The 14,075-nt window shown below is 61.8% G+C and carries 15 protein-coding genes; 5 read left to right on the top strand and 10 right to left on the bottom strand.

Features of this window, described 5'->3' with window-relative positions; translation table 11 throughout:
- Positions 1–359: 359 nt before the first annotated feature.
- The 3 genes from NIBR502770_RS21345 to NIBR502770_RS21860 all read right to left on the bottom strand — a co-directional run bounded on the left by NIBR502770_RS21345 (position 360) and on the right by NIBR502770_RS21860 (position 2,211).
- Positions 360–851, bottom strand: a complete 492-nt coding sequence (locus NIBR502770_RS21345) for an HNH endonuclease (RefSeq protein ID WP_210418850.1) — start codon at positions 849–851, stop codon at positions 360–362.
- 269 nt (positions 852–1,120) lie between these two features.
- Complete coding sequence (locus NIBR502770_RS11510; protein ID WP_246857248.1) at positions 1,121–1,576, bottom strand: class F sortase; 456 nt, start codon at positions 1,574–1,576, stop codon at positions 1,121–1,123.
- A gap of 203 nt (positions 1,577–1,779) precedes the next feature.
- Positions 1,780–2,211 carry an excalibur calcium-binding domain-containing protein gene (locus tag NIBR502770_RS21860; protein ID WP_210418849.1) on the bottom strand — a complete coding sequence of 144 codons (432 nt, stop codon included), beginning with the start codon at positions 2,209–2,211 and terminating at the stop codon, positions 1,780–1,782.
- 284 nt (positions 2,212–2,495) lie between these two features.
- Here NIBR502770_RS21860 and NIBR502770_RS21185 point away from each other — a divergent pair, with 284 nt between their 5' ends.
- Positions 2,496–2,666, top strand: a complete 171-nt coding sequence (locus tag NIBR502770_RS21185) for a hypothetical protein (RefSeq protein ID WP_168223156.1) — start codon at positions 2,496–2,498, stop codon at positions 2,664–2,666.
- A 1,380-nt stretch (positions 2,667–4,046) separates the two neighbouring features.
- Here the strand turns inward: NIBR502770_RS21185 and NIBR502770_RS21660 are convergent.
- A complete protein-coding gene (locus NIBR502770_RS21660) occupies positions 4,047–4,178 on the bottom strand; it encodes a hypothetical protein (protein WP_256371911.1) in 132 nt (43 codons plus the stop codon).
- Between the two features lie 186 nt (positions 4,179–4,364).
- Between NIBR502770_RS21660 and NIBR502770_RS11500 the strand changes: the two genes are divergently transcribed.
- Positions 4,365–5,045 (top strand): DUF6308 family protein, encoded by a 681-nt coding sequence (locus NIBR502770_RS11500; protein ID WP_141182005.1) that lies wholly within the window; start codon positions 4,365–4,367, stop codon positions 5,043–5,045.
- Between the two features lie 2,104 nt (positions 5,046–7,149).
- On the opposite strand, the gene NIBR502770_RS11490 is transcribed toward NIBR502770_RS11500, so the two are convergent.
- The 3 genes from NIBR502770_RS11490 to NIBR502770_RS11480 form a co-directional block, all read right to left on the bottom strand.
- Positions 7,150–8,463 (bottom strand): tyrosine-type recombinase/integrase, encoded by a 1,314-nt coding sequence (locus NIBR502770_RS11490; RefSeq protein WP_141182003.1) that lies wholly within the window; start codon positions 8,461–8,463, stop codon positions 7,150–7,152.
- Positions 8,463–8,693: a helix-turn-helix domain-containing protein gene (locus NIBR502770_RS11485; protein WP_141182002.1), complete on the bottom strand. Its 231-nt coding sequence runs from the start codon at positions 8,691–8,693 to the stop codon at positions 8,463–8,465. The genes NIBR502770_RS11490 and NIBR502770_RS11485 overlap by 1 nt, the downstream gene beginning before the upstream one ends.
- Before the next feature lie 289 nt (positions 8,694–8,982).
- Positions 8,983–9,375: a nuclear transport factor 2 family protein gene (locus NIBR502770_RS11480; protein WP_168223155.1), complete on the bottom strand. Its 393-nt coding sequence runs from the start codon at positions 9,373–9,375 to the stop codon at positions 8,983–8,985.
- 162 nt (positions 9,376–9,537) lie between these two features.
- Between NIBR502770_RS11480 and NIBR502770_RS11475 the strand changes: the two genes are divergently transcribed.
- Positions 9,538–9,690 (top strand): LPXTG cell wall anchor domain-containing protein, encoded by a 153-nt coding sequence (locus tag NIBR502770_RS11475; protein WP_141159851.1) that lies wholly within the window; start codon positions 9,538–9,540, stop codon positions 9,688–9,690.
- A 105-nt stretch (positions 9,691–9,795) separates the two neighbouring features.
- Positions 9,796–10,554, top strand: a complete 759-nt coding sequence (locus NIBR502770_RS11470; protein WP_141182001.1) for a Pr6Pr family membrane protein — start codon at positions 9,796–9,798, stop codon at positions 10,552–10,554.
- A gap of 52 nt (positions 10,555–10,606) precedes the next feature.
- On the opposite strand, the gene corA is transcribed toward NIBR502770_RS11470, so the two are convergent.
- A complete protein-coding gene (gene corA, locus NIBR502770_RS11465) occupies positions 10,607–11,602 on the bottom strand; it encodes a magnesium/cobalt transporter CorA (RefSeq protein ID WP_141159853.1) in 996 nt (331 codons plus the stop codon).
- Positions 11,603–12,094, bottom strand: a complete 492-nt coding sequence (locus tag NIBR502770_RS11460) for an Lrp/AsnC family transcriptional regulator (protein WP_210411212.1) — start codon at positions 12,092–12,094, stop codon at positions 11,603–11,605. It lies immediately after the preceding gene.
- A gap of 171 nt (positions 12,095–12,265) precedes the next feature.
- On the opposite strand from NIBR502770_RS11460, the gene NIBR502770_RS11455 reads away from it, so the two are divergent.
- A complete protein-coding gene (locus NIBR502770_RS11455) occupies positions 12,266–13,510 on the top strand; it encodes an MFS transporter (RefSeq protein ID WP_141182000.1) in 1,245 nt (414 codons plus the stop codon).
- A gap of 22 nt (positions 13,511–13,532) precedes the next feature.
- On the opposite strand, the gene NIBR502770_RS11450 is transcribed toward NIBR502770_RS11455, so the two are convergent.
- Positions 13,533–14,036 carry an Lrp/AsnC family transcriptional regulator gene (locus tag NIBR502770_RS11450; protein WP_026265760.1) on the bottom strand — a complete coding sequence of 168 codons (504 nt, stop codon included), beginning with the start codon at positions 14,034–14,036 and terminating at the stop codon, positions 13,533–13,535.
- Positions 14,037–14,075: the final 39 nt, after the last annotated feature.

Genomic DNA, 14,075 nt, shown 5'->3' with positions numbered 1-14,075 from the left:
CCGCAACGCACTGCTATGGGTCCCGGCGCGTCTGTACGACATGCGCGAGCTCGGGTAGTTGCAGATCATTCCTAGCGTCTCGTGAACTATACCTAAGGGCGACACCCTCGGAAGGGTCTGCGTCCATGCCGCGATACCGCCATTCGTGTCTTGCAAAGTCCGTCTCACCGCAGTGTCTTATTTAAGCCTTAAGGGTCTACGAGACAATGCGCATGAGACGTGGGACGACCGCAGGGGGCAGGCATTCCTGGGTCAGGACGGGCAGGCCGTATTGGACACCGCGATCTGCGTTGGAGGGCCTACGGGATAGTGAGCGCAATAAAAAATTTGCCTTTCGTCGAATTAGGAACTGGCGTCCGCTAAAACTGTCGACGCACCGTTAGCCCAGCCGACTTGGAGCGATTGCATGGACCGCAAAGTATTTGCAGGTTCTGGGCCTCATTGCTCCCGCCCATGGCGATCGGGATGATGTGGTCAAACTGCAGTTCAGTTGTAGCCCCGCAGGCGCGGCAGGAGCCTGCATCTCGCTGCATGACGAATACCTTCACGTCATCCGGGATAGCTTTACGGCCTGTGGCAAGTCGCGGGGCATACCTCATGGCACGTGCTGCTTGGGCTGTGTCGAGTTGTCGCTGCATGCGTTGTTCCCGCAAGACCAAAAGCGCCTCAACCTCGCTGGCGTTTAGGCCCTCGGACTCCCAATAGAACCTGTTTCTGAAGTGCCAATACCGGCGGCCGTTGATGTTAGCTATGAACATAGGGAACCCCATCTGCGCCTGCTGACGCTCAAGGAAAACCTCTTCCTTGACCTTGCCGATGGTGTAGCGCTTTTTGCCGAGGGTGATAATCACGTCACCATTGCTGGTCCAAAAGCCCCGCTGGTGATCAAGTCGGACGTTATCGGCCCTTCGCAGCATCCCCAATACCTACTTTGCTATTTGACCATGGGCTGACCCCTTGGCCGTTCTAAAGTTGCGAGCAGTCTACTAAGGATCACAAACAAGAGGAGTGCCAGCTGCCTTACCTAGGAATAACGCCGCTAATCGCCCCCAGAAGAGGCGATACGACAAGACCCCACCCCCAAGGGAACAGGGTCTTGCGTAAGGGCAGAAGGACCCAGCTATCTGATCAGCCGTGCATAGACCACGTAGTTGTCATCGAACTCACCAGTTTTAGGGTCATATCCGTCGCAGGTGATGAGGCGGAGCTCAGCGTCCTCCGTATTCCCATAAACCTTTTCCGTCGGGAATGCGGACTTCGAGTATTGTTCCCCATGATCAACTGCGAAGACGGCAACCGTGCCGTCCCTCCGGGTGATTTTTATAGTGTCACCCTTTGCAAGACTTCGTAGGCGTGCAAATACCCCCGCGCCACCGTCAGTAGCGTTGACGTGCCCATAAACCACAGCAGGACCAAGTTCGCCCGGCGTGGGTGATCCGTTGAACCATGCTGCCGGAGCTCCTGGTTCGCCCGGCGGCACTTCCAACGTTCCATCCTTCCGGAGGCCCAGACTAATGAGTTTGGACTGTTTGCCTACCGATGGGATGTCTATCGATATGGGGACGGATGCCCCCATAACAGTTGCTGTTGCCGCTGCGAGCGGTGCTGGGGGTGTTGATGGGGCAGCGGTCTCCGTTATGACTTCCCGGGCAGTGACGGCCTGGGTCGAAGCATTAGAAGCGCAGCCTGTCAAAAGTAGCAAAGTGACCGCCGCAGACGCATACCATTTGCGGCGGCCACTGGTTGAGCTAGTCATTCGAAGCGATCGACCTAAAGGCTCTAAGCCTTGACGGCCATCCGGCGGCGCGCAATCACCGTTCCGGTAGCACCAGCGGCAACGAGCCCACCGAGTGCAAGGAAGCCCATACCATTATCAGTTTCATGTGGGACACCCGTGGGAGCGGCGCCAACAGGCTTCTTGGCTACCTGAGCCTGACCCTGAACCGGAGCCTGTGCCGCGACCGGAGCCTTGGCCGGAACCGGAGTCCCCGTGAACGCAACGCCCGCCTTTTCGCATCCAATTCCATCGCCATCGCTGTCCAGGTTAGGAGCGTAGTCGGGAGATCCGGCAGGGATGTTGTATACGCCTGCAGCAGCTGCGGTGGGGCAGTTCGGGTAGGCAGTGCCAACAACGGCATTGGCCGGTGTTGCTGTCAGCGCTGAAAAGCCGATTACTGCCGCCGCTGCCAAAATCGAAGCACTCTTCTTCATTTTAAATCCCCAGTCTTTACCATTTATTAAAGAGGGCAGGCAGCCTGGGGGTAAGCAAAAGCACTGCCCCCAACGGCCGCCTTGGCCCTTCGGCTCTTGCCAAGAGATTTATATCAGATTTCAAAGGCGAGATTTACACATTACGTCCCCTAGGTCCTGAGGTCAGACGAAAGTCCTGCCGCCCGGGAGATGGCTGACCACCTGCTTTCCGCTCATTCATTCGATTGCCATAAGACCCTGGATTACAGCTCCGAGGACGGCACGGGGAGACCACGGATAAGTCGATGCACTGCGCCGGCGCCAGCATCGTCCTTGAACACGAGGAGCGACCCAACCAGATCACGCGGATCGCCGAGCGACTCGGCTTCTACGATCACAAGGCGCTGAACAAGAACTCGCCGGTCCCGCACTCTATGGACGAGTGGGTCGCGCGGCACGACGGCGGCAGGGCATGAACGAGGTCATCCCCCACATCAATGGCCTGGCCAGGAGCTGGCGTTTTGCCTAAAGATGCCGCCATGCACCTAACCCGCTGCCCGGCAGCTTCACCGAACCAAAGCGGAATAAGGGCCCGGCTCGCGAACCGGCAGATCCACCTGGCGCGGGGCCTGCTGCAGTGAGTCTGGTGACGGAAGCAATTAGCTCCTGTGAGGAGTCCAACCGCAATTAGAGTCATGCTGGTCGGTTCGAGTATTCCGCCCGGGTGAGGTGTGCGGTGTAGGGCCGTGAGGCTGCAGGTCCCGTGCGTGCTGGTCGGTTCCAGTCTTCCGCCCGGGTGAGGTGTGCGGTGTAGGGCCGTGAGGCTGCAGGTCCCGTGCGTGCTGGTCGGTTCCAGTCTTCCGCCCGGGTGAGGTGTGCGGTGTAGGGCCGTGAGGCTGCAGGTCCCGTGCGTGCTGGTCGGTTCCAGTCTTCCGCCCGGGTGAGGTGTGCGGTGTAGGGCCGTGAGGCTGCAGGTCCCGTGCGTGCTGGTCCGTTCCAGCGTTCCACCCGGGTGAGTATGTACTTCGAACATACCTGCTAGATAAGAAGACCACAATTCTTCGTTTGGGCAGATTCGAGCCCGGCTGGGGGACAGCGCAACATCATTACGATCCTGCTGCTCGATTGGGAGAAATGCGACCGAAACTGTCCCGCCGAAGTCCAGCTTCAGGCAGGTGGCTGGCCGCCTCTCGATTGACGTCCAGGAAGCGTACGCGTTCGAGTGCGGTGGGGGTGAAGGGCCGTCGCCGGACCGGGGGTGCTGTGCGGGGTTAAATGCGTGGCTGCTCATGCCCTGTTGTGTGCGGCCGGCGCCCTGGTGCGCAGTTTTCGCCCGAATAAGGCCATGGCCATCGTGACCGACCACTGACCGACCCAATGACCACCCCTGCTTCCCAGTGCTGGCGCGGGTTTTGGGGAAATGGCGACCAAACCGACCACGGGGAAGTATGCCTATAGGAGAGAAAGCATGTAACAGGGAAGTACAAGGATCCCTATGTGTAGTAGTAGTTAAATGGTTGGTTAAGTCGCCATATATATATAAAGGGGCCTCCTTCCCAGTGCTGGCGCGGATTTTTATGGGCGACCAGGTGGTCGCCATCCGTTGCCCATGGTCGCCCATTGCAGGCCGAAGCCGGCAAAAACGGCCCCGAAGCGTGTTTTCCGGTCAATTCCGCTACCGCGGCTCCGGGGACGCTTCCGGGCGCATTCAGTGAAAAAGCGGAAATTTCCGAGTCAGCGGCTTAGCGCGAGGACCACAACGAGGACGGTCAGGGCGGCCAGAACAGCCAGAATCACGTATCCAAGCCACTTTGGACGGCCGCGGTGGGGGTTGATGTCGATGTACGGCACGGCCGCTAATCCTCCGTTTCGGGCCTGGAACCGCTCCTGCGGCGGCCCGGCGAGAAGGCGAACAGGGCCATGAGCGCCATCACCAGGAGGGTGAGAACCATGAGTGCGAGCCCGAGGGCATAGCGGAGGGGATCCATGAAAAAGGGTGCTTTCGGTCAGACAACCTGCTGCGCCAAGGCCGTTCGGTGTTCCGGCTGCCGTGAGTGGCCAGCGCCAGCTCCGGTTCAAGGTGGGTGACGGCGGTGAAGCGGCCGGTCGCGGCGCGCGGTGCTGGTGGGCAATGGAGGTGCTCATGCTTTATGTGCGGCGCTAGGCTCAGGGGCATGACGGAGAAACTCACCATCGGCGGCCTGGAAATCAGCGTCAAAGACGCCCGGGCACTGGCCCGGGAGTACATGAACGACTACGGCAACTGGTCTTATCCCGCCTACGACAGCTATCCCGGAAACTGTGACCCGGACACAGTTGGGCCGCAGGACGCAGCGGCCGCCGGACTGTTGAACGCCGGGCAGAACGCCCTTACCGCCCAATACTCCTTCCTGTCGCTGATCCCGGTAATCAACCCGCTTATGCGCAGTGAACACCTCGCCGGCACCTTGGACGAGGCCGGTGAAAAGACGTTGACGGCCATCGCCGACCTGTTCGGGGTGCTGGATGGTCGATCCACGCCGCAGCTGCAGCTCGTGAAGCTGGCCAAGATCCTGCACCTGAAGCGCCCCGGCCTGTTACCGCTGTACGACGACCACATCTGGCGCGCCTACGGAAAGCTTGGGACACCGAAGATGACGCACACGAAGGGCAGGAGCAACAGGCAGTTCATGCTCGATTGGCTGCCCCTGATCCAGGACGATCTCAGGACCGGACTGCGGCACTGGCAGGGCATTGCCCGGCTCGCCCCGGCCGACGGTCCGGCCGTGACGCCGCTGCGGGCATTGGACATGGTGGCGTGGCGGCTCGTCGAGAAGGTCGAGCCGCGGCGCCCGGCGCCGGCACTCCTGGCATGACACAGAGCCCCGCAACTGCGGTCCCTTACCAGTGTTCTAGGAGTCGTCCGGGCCGTTGCGGATCCAGCTGCGCATCGCGTCCAGGGCGATTGAGGTTCTGCGCCCACTCCAATGCTATTCATCCCTCATCTTGCCCCCGGAGTATGTCGCGGAGCTCTGATGGGGACAGCGCGATATGGGACGGGCCCAGGAGGGGTACGTAAATGCCAAAGCGGCGGACCGCTTGGCTTGAGGCCGCATCCTTGAGGTCGTCTTCGGTGTTGGCGGGACGCTAGCTGGGCACCGTTACAGTCGATAACGAGCGAGGGACAAGATCGGAGCTCGTCGAGGGCCCTGGCCCGTAATGTGTTGAATGTGAAAACTCTGGTCCTGCTCGACGTAAACGGAACTGTCCTCCCGACTCTGGACAGGACCGCGATACGACGCCGTGGCTTGCGCGAGTTTGACGTTGTTATTCCACCTTTCACGCCAACAACCGTGAGTGCGCGGCCCTACGTCCTTGAGGCGCTCAATTCTTGGTACAGGCAGGGCACCGAGATCCAATGGCTGAGTTCTTGGGGGTGGAAAGCCAGATACCTTGCTCAGGCACTGGGGCTTCCTGAGTTCGACGTATTTTATGAACCTACCCCAGCCGACGTCTTCATGTATGGGCGATCAGGATGGCCTTGGAAGAGGTTTGCCATCGCTGATACCGCGGAAGACGCGTGGCAGGCGCCGGTTCGCATCATCTGGATTGACGATGAGCCCCAGACCGGCCGGACCGAAGACCTTGAATTCTTCCTGTCTGAAGGCTTGCATCCGAACGTGGCAGAGGTGAAGCTCATTCGACCGAGCGGGGAGTTTGGTCTGACGCGTAAAGAGCTTCGCCTTGCTGCGTCACTCCTAGATGTTGAGCCCCCTGAGTATGGGGCCCGTAGAAGCCCCACAGCCAGTAAAGCCACATGAATCACGACGAGGCCTTAGCCTTTTGCCAAGGCTGCTGAGGAAGGCTGGATGAAGCAGCTTTGTAATGGCTCGTACACCCTCAGGGAGGCCGAATCACTCGCGTGTACCCCGGACCTTCAACCTCCGAAGCTCCAGGACCTTATCCGCGACGGGAATGTGCTCGCCTTCAGCTATTCCGGCGTTCAGTGGCTCCCGAAATACCAGTTCGTCGACTTCCAAGTACTCCCCGTCATCGCGGAGCTCCTGAAAATTGCCAGGGACGCAGGAGCCACCGACCGGGACCTTGCACTGTGGCTCCTAAGTCCCTCCACCCTTCTAAGGCCCGGCCCTCCGGCTGCACATTTGGATAATGCGGCTGCAGTCGTGCAAGCAGCTCACGTACATTTCCAAGCGCTGTGGTGACGACGAAGATTTGAGTCCCTCGGTGAACGTTCCGAGCTTCGTGAGGTGCCGCAGACTGGGAGATGCCGGTGCTGCCGACGGGTTTGACGGATTCGCATGGTGGACACCGAGACGGCGATCTTTGTCTTTGCCCGAACGTCAGCTCACAAGCCTTATACAAGTCACAGGCGATGTCGTCCTCAGAGTCGGGACGTCCGGCCTGACCTGGATCCAGAACAGTGCCGGTAATCCAATTCGGCAGATCTCGAGCATGAGCAGATCCAGATTTTCCCCGTCGCGACGCAGCTGGGACGGGGCGACGGACTGAAAGCCTTCTGCCGGGACGGCTACGGCGGGCAGGCGCGCGATTTTACGCTCGTCGAGAAGCGAGACCAGATAGACGCTTCCCGTTGCCGTTGTGACCTCGAATCGTCCTCGGTCACCCTCACTAATTTGCCTCATGGAATGGACCTTACTGAGGTGCTCTGACACCGAATGGCCGGACGGCAGCGGTTGCTCGGATCGAGATGTAAAGCCGTGGCGAGGGAGTGATTCGAGGAGTGCCGAGAATCTCATTACTCAGCAAGTCCTTTTCCCAAGAGCGAGAAGATGTGCCCTGGGTGAGCCCGACCGGCAAAAGATTTCACGGCCCAGCTAAACTCTCGGAGCCCCTAAACCTGGTGCTGTCGCTCGTATTCGACCTCCTCTGCTGACGTGCGACACACCCCCAAGCAGACCCCCGCTACCCATCCGTGGCCGATACTCGCAAACGAAAGTGTTAACCAGGCCGGTACATCACGCTCGCCAAGTAACCGCTGCTGTCAGGAGCTTCTTGGCGCTCTCGAAGGTAGGACCGAATGGTCACCGCTGTTCGCTTGTGTCCCAGTTGCTGCGCTGCCTGGTCAATGGAAACGGTCTCTCCGATAAATGTGCCAACCGAGCGGCGAAAAGTATGGGGGGTTATGGCTTCAACAGCACAGGATTCCCGCCGCTCCTGTTTCCTTCCGCCCCGCTCATCGTCCTCAGGAATGTCGTAGGTAATGTCCAGTTCTTCCCGGACTTTGCGCCACCTGCGGCGGAAGTTATTCTGCTGCATCCAGGCACCACCACGCGCCGGAAAAATCGCCAGCTTTGGGTTGGTTTTCAACTGACTTGCTCTTCTAACCCGGAGCATGCGCGCGACCTCCGGACTGATGCGCAGATCGAGAATTTTGTCGCCCGTCTTGCGGTAGTCGTGGCGCAACATCCCCTGACCCTTGATGCAGCCGACCTGACCGTTTATCTGGACCCAATATGAACCGTCATCCGGGGCGTCGATCCAGACGTCGTTCCACGTGAGGGCCAGGAGCTCAGAGATGCGCACCCCGGTTGCGAGGAGGAGCTCGATGCCGTCAGGAATGTCCATGTTCGGGGGAGGCCCAGGACGTTTCACTGTCAGCTGATGTTCGCCGTGTTTTCGAACAGCCCTCAAAACACTCGCCATATCGTGCTTTTCGATGATTTGCACCGGCTTCTTACGGGGCTTAGGGAGCGCAGCGACCTGTTTCACGGGATTACCCGGGATCAGGCCCCTCCCGGCACACCACTCCAAAATATTGGATAGCACCGCACGGTTATGTTCGGCCTTCGCGAAGTAGCGGCCACCGTTGATGATTCCGTGAAGGAAGTCCGCACACGCCCGAACGTCGAGATCCTGCAACCGGAGTTCGCCCAGTGCTGGGATGATGTCAGTCCGCGCCATCCGCGCATACTCGTATGCCGTGCTGACCCTCAGGTCCTTGCCGCCCATTTCGATATACGAAATCCACTCCTCAATAGCATCGGCAAACTTGATGTTTTCTTTCTGTCGACGCTTTTTCTTGACCTCTTGCGCGGCGGCCTCTTCTTGTGCTTTGTCTTCGGCTGCCATCGCTTTGAACAGCTCGAGAAGGGCGTTCTCGGCCTTGCGGCCAGTCGAACCGCTCCGAAACCGCTGTTTCGATTCGCCGGCCAACGTCTTGTAGCGACCGTTCGCCTTCCAACGTCCGTCAGCTCCCAGCTTTGCTGGCGGAATCTTTCCCCAGGATCCTGGGGGTGTAGCAAAGTTGGCCACTATGCCACCACCGGGAGTACGCGCTGCAGGGCCAACCACTCTGCCAAGTCCTCGACGGCATAGACCACTGCACCGTCCTCTTGTCGGTAGTACACAGGTCCCTTGCGCTTGGCCGCCCAGTTGGCCAGCGTGCCCGTGGACCGTCGAAGATATTGCGCAGCTTCGCTGCGAGTCAGGAGTCGCGCCGGGACCGTCAGGTCGAGACCTGTCGTTTCATTGTTCTTGTTCACGGTGATCTCTATGCGTTCAGCGCCCCGACAGCCGGCACTTTCTGCAAGGCTGCCGGAATAACACTTTGCGTAACACTTTGCCAGTGAACCGACGTGAACGTCGCATGAGTCAACGTGAACAGGAGTGAAGCTTAATCCGCAGGTTTTGGGGCCTCCCGACGGTTTTGTGAATGACCGTGGCTCCGCGTTATCCGGAGTTCGCATCGAAGAGGTCAGGAGTTCGAATCTCCTTAGCTCCACTGTTTGTCAGCGGTGATGGACCGTGGCGGTGTCCCAGCCCGGCGAAGTCTCAGGACCAGAATTGGGATGCCTGGGCAGTGTCCTCTGCGATTTCCAGGGCTTCAGCCACCTTGCCGCCGGAGATGGTGAAGACGATGACCGACCGCTGGTCCAGCGACCTGCCATCGCGCTCGGCGTGGTTGGACTGCACTCCGACCGTGTATCTGTCGCCAGCGGCAACATCATCCAGGGTGAGCTTGAGCGACCCCTGGGACCGGGAGAACAGCTCACCGAAGTAGGCCAGGATCTCCCCGACGCCCTTCTTGTCTCCCGAAAGGCCGCCGGTTCCGCTGGTATGCCAGACGGCGTCATCGGTGAACAGCCCCCTGAGCGTGTCCATATCGCCCGCGATGAATGCTTCATAGCCGCGCCGCACCAGTGCGACGTCCTCCTGTGTTCCCATTTCACACACCTCTGTTATCGTTGTGGGAATTTGGCGAGGCCACGTTAAGCCCGCGGCGGGACCTTGTCGAGAGGCGAACGGCCCGTGAGATCGGACAACCTCCTGCGCAAAACGCGGCGCCTGATGAGGGGCAGGGGAAATTTGGCGGCCTAGAGTGGGTCCATGGGAATCATCATCGGCCTTCTGGTCATCTGGCTCATCCTGTCCATCGTCGGCTTCGTCGTCAAAGGCCTCATCTGGCTCGCCATCATCGGGCTGGTCCTGTTCGTCGCCACCGGCGTCTGGGGCTGGCTGAAGCGCAAAACGAACGCCTGAGCAACATCCGCCTGCCGGACCGGGAACTTTCAGTCCGGCACGCGGGTGGCCCGGGCGGCCAAAAGACCCTAGCCCGCCGGCGGCAGGCCGCACCATGCTTTCCCCATGAGCCGCAGAGAATCCGCATCCGGTCCCGGGGAGTTTCTTCCGCCCGTACGCAGGAACATTGCCGCCAACCGTGCCCTGCACCCTGACCGCCCCTGGATCCGGGCCGTCCGCATCGCCGTCGGGATTTTCGTGCTCGCAGCGCTGGTCCAGAAGACCTTTGACGCCACCCTTCCCGGTAACGATGTGGATGTTGCCCAGCTGTTCTCGGAGTTCACCGTGCAGGGGAACCTTGCCTTAGGGCTCGTTTTGATCCTTTCGGGTGTCCGGCCACGGAGCCGGCTGCCACTGTGGTGGGACCACCTTTTCGGCGCTCTGGTCCTGTACCTGGTGATGACGGGGATTATCTACGTTGTGCTGGTGGCTCCGCCGGGTGAGCCTTGGTGGAGCTGGGACCTGTACTGGCCCCAAATGGTCCACCACCGCCTTGCTCCGCTGGTGACCGCGCTCGATTGGCTCCTGGTCACCAGGACCGTGCGCGGGACGTGGTGGCGGCCCTTGGCATGGCTGGGCTACCCCGTGGCCTTCCTGGCGTTCTCCTGGATCCGCGGGGGTCTCGACGGGTGGTACGTCTACGATTTCCTGGATCCAACGCTCGACGGCGGGTGGGCGACGGTGTTTGTTTCCACCGCACAGGTGCTGGTTGCGTTCCTGGTTGTTGCTGCCATCGTCCACGCCGCGGGCAACGCCCGGGTTGCCCTGGCCGCGGGCCGGCCGGCCCGGGCAAAGAGCGTCCGGGGCGCCGGAGTGGCCGCCTGAGCGGCGCCGGTTAGACCCCGGGCTGGAGGTTCCGGCACCGGGACATCCGGCCCTAGATCCAGCCCTTCTTCTTGAAGATTCCGTACATGAGGGCCCCGGCCGCAACCATGAGGATCAACGCGTAGGGATAGCCCGCGGCCCAGTGGAGTTCGGGCATGTTGTCGAAGTTCATCCCGTAGATGCCGGCGACGAAGGACGGCGCAAACAGGATTGCTGCCCAGGATGAGATCTTCTTGACCTGTTCGTTCTGCTCGGCGCTGGCCTCGTTCTGCCGGTTGGCGGTCAGGGTTCCGTCCAGGGTCAGGGCGTTCTGCAGCAAGTCCCGGAACGAGTCGGCCCGGGAGATTACCCGCTCCACGTGGTCCTCAACGTCGCGCAGGTTGTGCCGCAGTTCGGTTTCCACCCCGTACTTCTCGAAGCCTTTCTTCAGTTGGTCCAGCATCTCCGGCAGGGGATGGATGGCACGCTGGAACTGGATTACTTCCCGCGCCAGTTCGTAAATCCGGCGCGACACCGAGGAATCGCCGCTGAACAGTTGGTCCTCGATCTCGTCAATATCGTTTTCCAGTCCGGCCACCACCGGAGCGTAGTCGTCCACCACACGGTCCAGCAGGGCGTACAGAACCGCTTCCGGCCCGTGCTGGAGCAGGTCCGGCCGTGCCTCAAGCCGCTGCCGCACCCGGGCCACGCCTGCCGTTTCCGCGTGCCGGACGGTCACGACGAAGTTCTTCCCGGTGAAGACGTGCAGCTCGCCGAACTCCACCGTCTCATCCACGTCCAGGTACCTTGCGGGCCGCAGGACGGTGAAGAGGTTGTCGTCGTACCGTTCAAGCTTGGGGCGCTGGTGGGCCGACACGGCGTCCTCCACTGCCAGGGCGTGAAGCCCGAATTCGTTGGCGACGGCGGTCATCTCTTCCGCGGTGGGCCGGTACAGCCCGATCCAGGCCATACCTCCGTGCCTGGCGAGGGTCTCGAAGGTCTGTTCAAGGCTTTCGGGCTCCGCGTGGCGGACGCCGTTGACGTAGACGGCGTTATCGATGATGGTCATTCAGGAAATCCTAGCCGGGGCGGCGGCACTGCTAAGACCGCTGATGAGGGGTTCGGTCCGGTACGGGATGTGGGTGTGCAGGGCCAGGACGGTTTCTGTCCGGATGACCCCCTTGATCCTCAGGACCTGCCGCAGGGAGGACTGCAGGTTGTGGGTATCGGTGGCTACCACCCGGCACCAGACGTCCCCGCGGCCGGAAATTTCGTGGACTTCCAGAACCTGCGGAATGAGGCGCAGCGCCCCCACGACGCCGTCGAGCTCGCGGTGGGAAACTTCGATGGTCACGAACGCCACGACGTCGTAACCCACTGCCTCAAGGTCAACCTCGCGGCCGCCCGGCCGCAGTACGCCGGCGCGGAGGAGGCGCCGCACACGCGACTGCGCCGTGTTGCGGGCGATGCCCAGGGAATCGCTGAGCTCTCCGATCTGGATCCGGGGATCCCTGATGAGCGCCAGCAGAATCCTCAAATCGGTGGGGTCTAATTTGTTCAAGAACGTCACTCTCCATCACCCAAGGATGCCCATGTTGATTATTTTGCTCAATTATCCACCTGTTATTGGATGAATTACTCAGCACTGCCGCACTCTTGAACCAACACAGTTGTATCCGCGCCGGGCTCCCAAAAGGACCACCCGCCGCGGCGGACCCCTAAGGCGGCACAAATGACGGTCTTCAGCGAATTGCGCATGCGTCCGGCGACAGCCATGCCCCGCGGATGGAATGCCTCCACCACTGCGCGGCTGGTGATCTCCGGGGCGGTGATCTTCATGCTCCTGGTGGGCGCCAACCTTGCCACCCCGCTGTACCCGCTGCTGCAGGCCAACCTGGGACTGTCCAGCCTGGAGGTGACCGCAGCGTTCGCCAGCTATGTCCTGGCGCTGGTGGGAACACTGCTCCTGGCGGGGCACTGGTCGGACCACATCGGCCGCCGGGCGGCCCTCCTGGTCGCCGTGCTGACGGGACTGGCGGGCGGCTGGATCTTTGCCGAAGCCCACTCGTTGGCCGCACTGTGCGCCGGCCGGGCACTTCAGGGCGCGGCAGTTGCGCTTGCCACGGGAGCCAGCGCGGCCGCCCTGCGGGAGTTGCTTCCGTCCCGGCCGGAGTGGGCTTCGCGCTTTACGCTGCTGGCCTCGTCCGGGGGAGTGGCGGCGGGACCCGTGATCGGCGGCCTGCTGTCGCTGCTTCCCGGCCCCACCACGGCACCTTATGCCGTCCATTCCCTGCTGATGGCCGGGCTGCTGGTGCCGCTGTACCTGATCCGTGCCCGCCCGGCCATCATGGTTCCCGCGGTGTCCCGGCCGCTGCATGCCCTGGCGCCCCGCCGGCCCTCCGTGTCGCGGCAGGCGAGGGGCCCCTTTTGGCTGGCATCCGGCGTCGGCTTCCTCAGCTTCGCCGTGTTCGGCTTCTCACTCTCACTGGCCCCGGGTTATTTCGCACAGGTCCTGGGCACCGACTCCCGGCCACTGATCGGCGTCCTCGCGGGCCTGCCGCTCGGTGCGTCGGCCCTTAGCCAGTTGGTGACCGTGCACGGCCGGCGGACGGTACCGGCTGGCCTGGCGGTCCTGGGCGTCTCTGTCATGCTGTTGGGTGCCGCAGGGGCCTGGCACAGTCCCATGATGCTGGTCAGCGCCGCCGTCGCCGCCGGGGTGGGGCAGGGGCTGGCGTTCCGGACCGTCTTCAACGATGTGGCGGCCCGCGTGGAACCGGCCCGCCATGCGCAGATCATCAGCACCGTCTATGTGATCACCTACCTGGGAAGCGCAGTCCCCGTCCTGGGGCTGGGCTGGGCCAGCGCGGCGTTTGGGATGGCAGCGGCCGTGCAGGGCTTCGTCCTGCTCTGCGGCGGGGCGGCCTTGGGACTTGCCGCCGTGACGCTGGTGCAATCGGCACGGCGGAAGGTTTCCTGAACGGCCCCGGCCGCCCCGGGTGCTAGTCCGGAAGCGGTCCGTGGTTGCCCTGGATGTGTTCGAAGACGAGAGTGGTTTCGGTGTGGCCCACCACGGGGTCGGTGGCCAGGTTGTCCAGGACCCAGTCCCGCAGGTCTTCGGTGCTCCCGACGGCGATGTGCAGCAGGTAGTCGACCGAACCTGAGGTGTGGAATGTGGAAAGGACTGCGGGCAGGTGCGGCACCCGGGCGGTGAAGCGGTCGATCTGGTCGCGGTCGTGGGCGCGGAGCCGAACAGCCACCAGTGCCTGCACGGACCTCCCGATGGCTGACAGGCTCAGCTTCGCCTCGTAACCCTGGACGATGCCACGCTCCGAAAGGGCACGGGTGCGCATCAGGGCTGTGGAGGGGGCGATCCCCACCATCTCGGCGAGCTGTTTGTTCGAAATCCTGGCATCCGCCACCAGGGCCGCGAGGAGACGCTCGTCGATGGCGTCCAGCGGCTCCAGGTGCGCCCCGGGCCTGGTGTTCCTTGCATTCGTACTCACTGCGGTTCCTTCCAAGCGGTCCTAGTTCATCCTAGACCG

Origin of the sequence: Pseudarthrobacter sp. NIBRBAC000502770 (genome assembly GCF_006517815.1) — a bacterium.
Taxonomy (GTDB): Bacteria; Actinomycetota; Actinomycetes; order Actinomycetales; family Micrococcaceae; genus Arthrobacter; species Arthrobacter niigatensis.
Note: the sequence above shows the minus strand (reverse complement) of the source record. Positions and strands in the feature narration are given on the sequence as shown.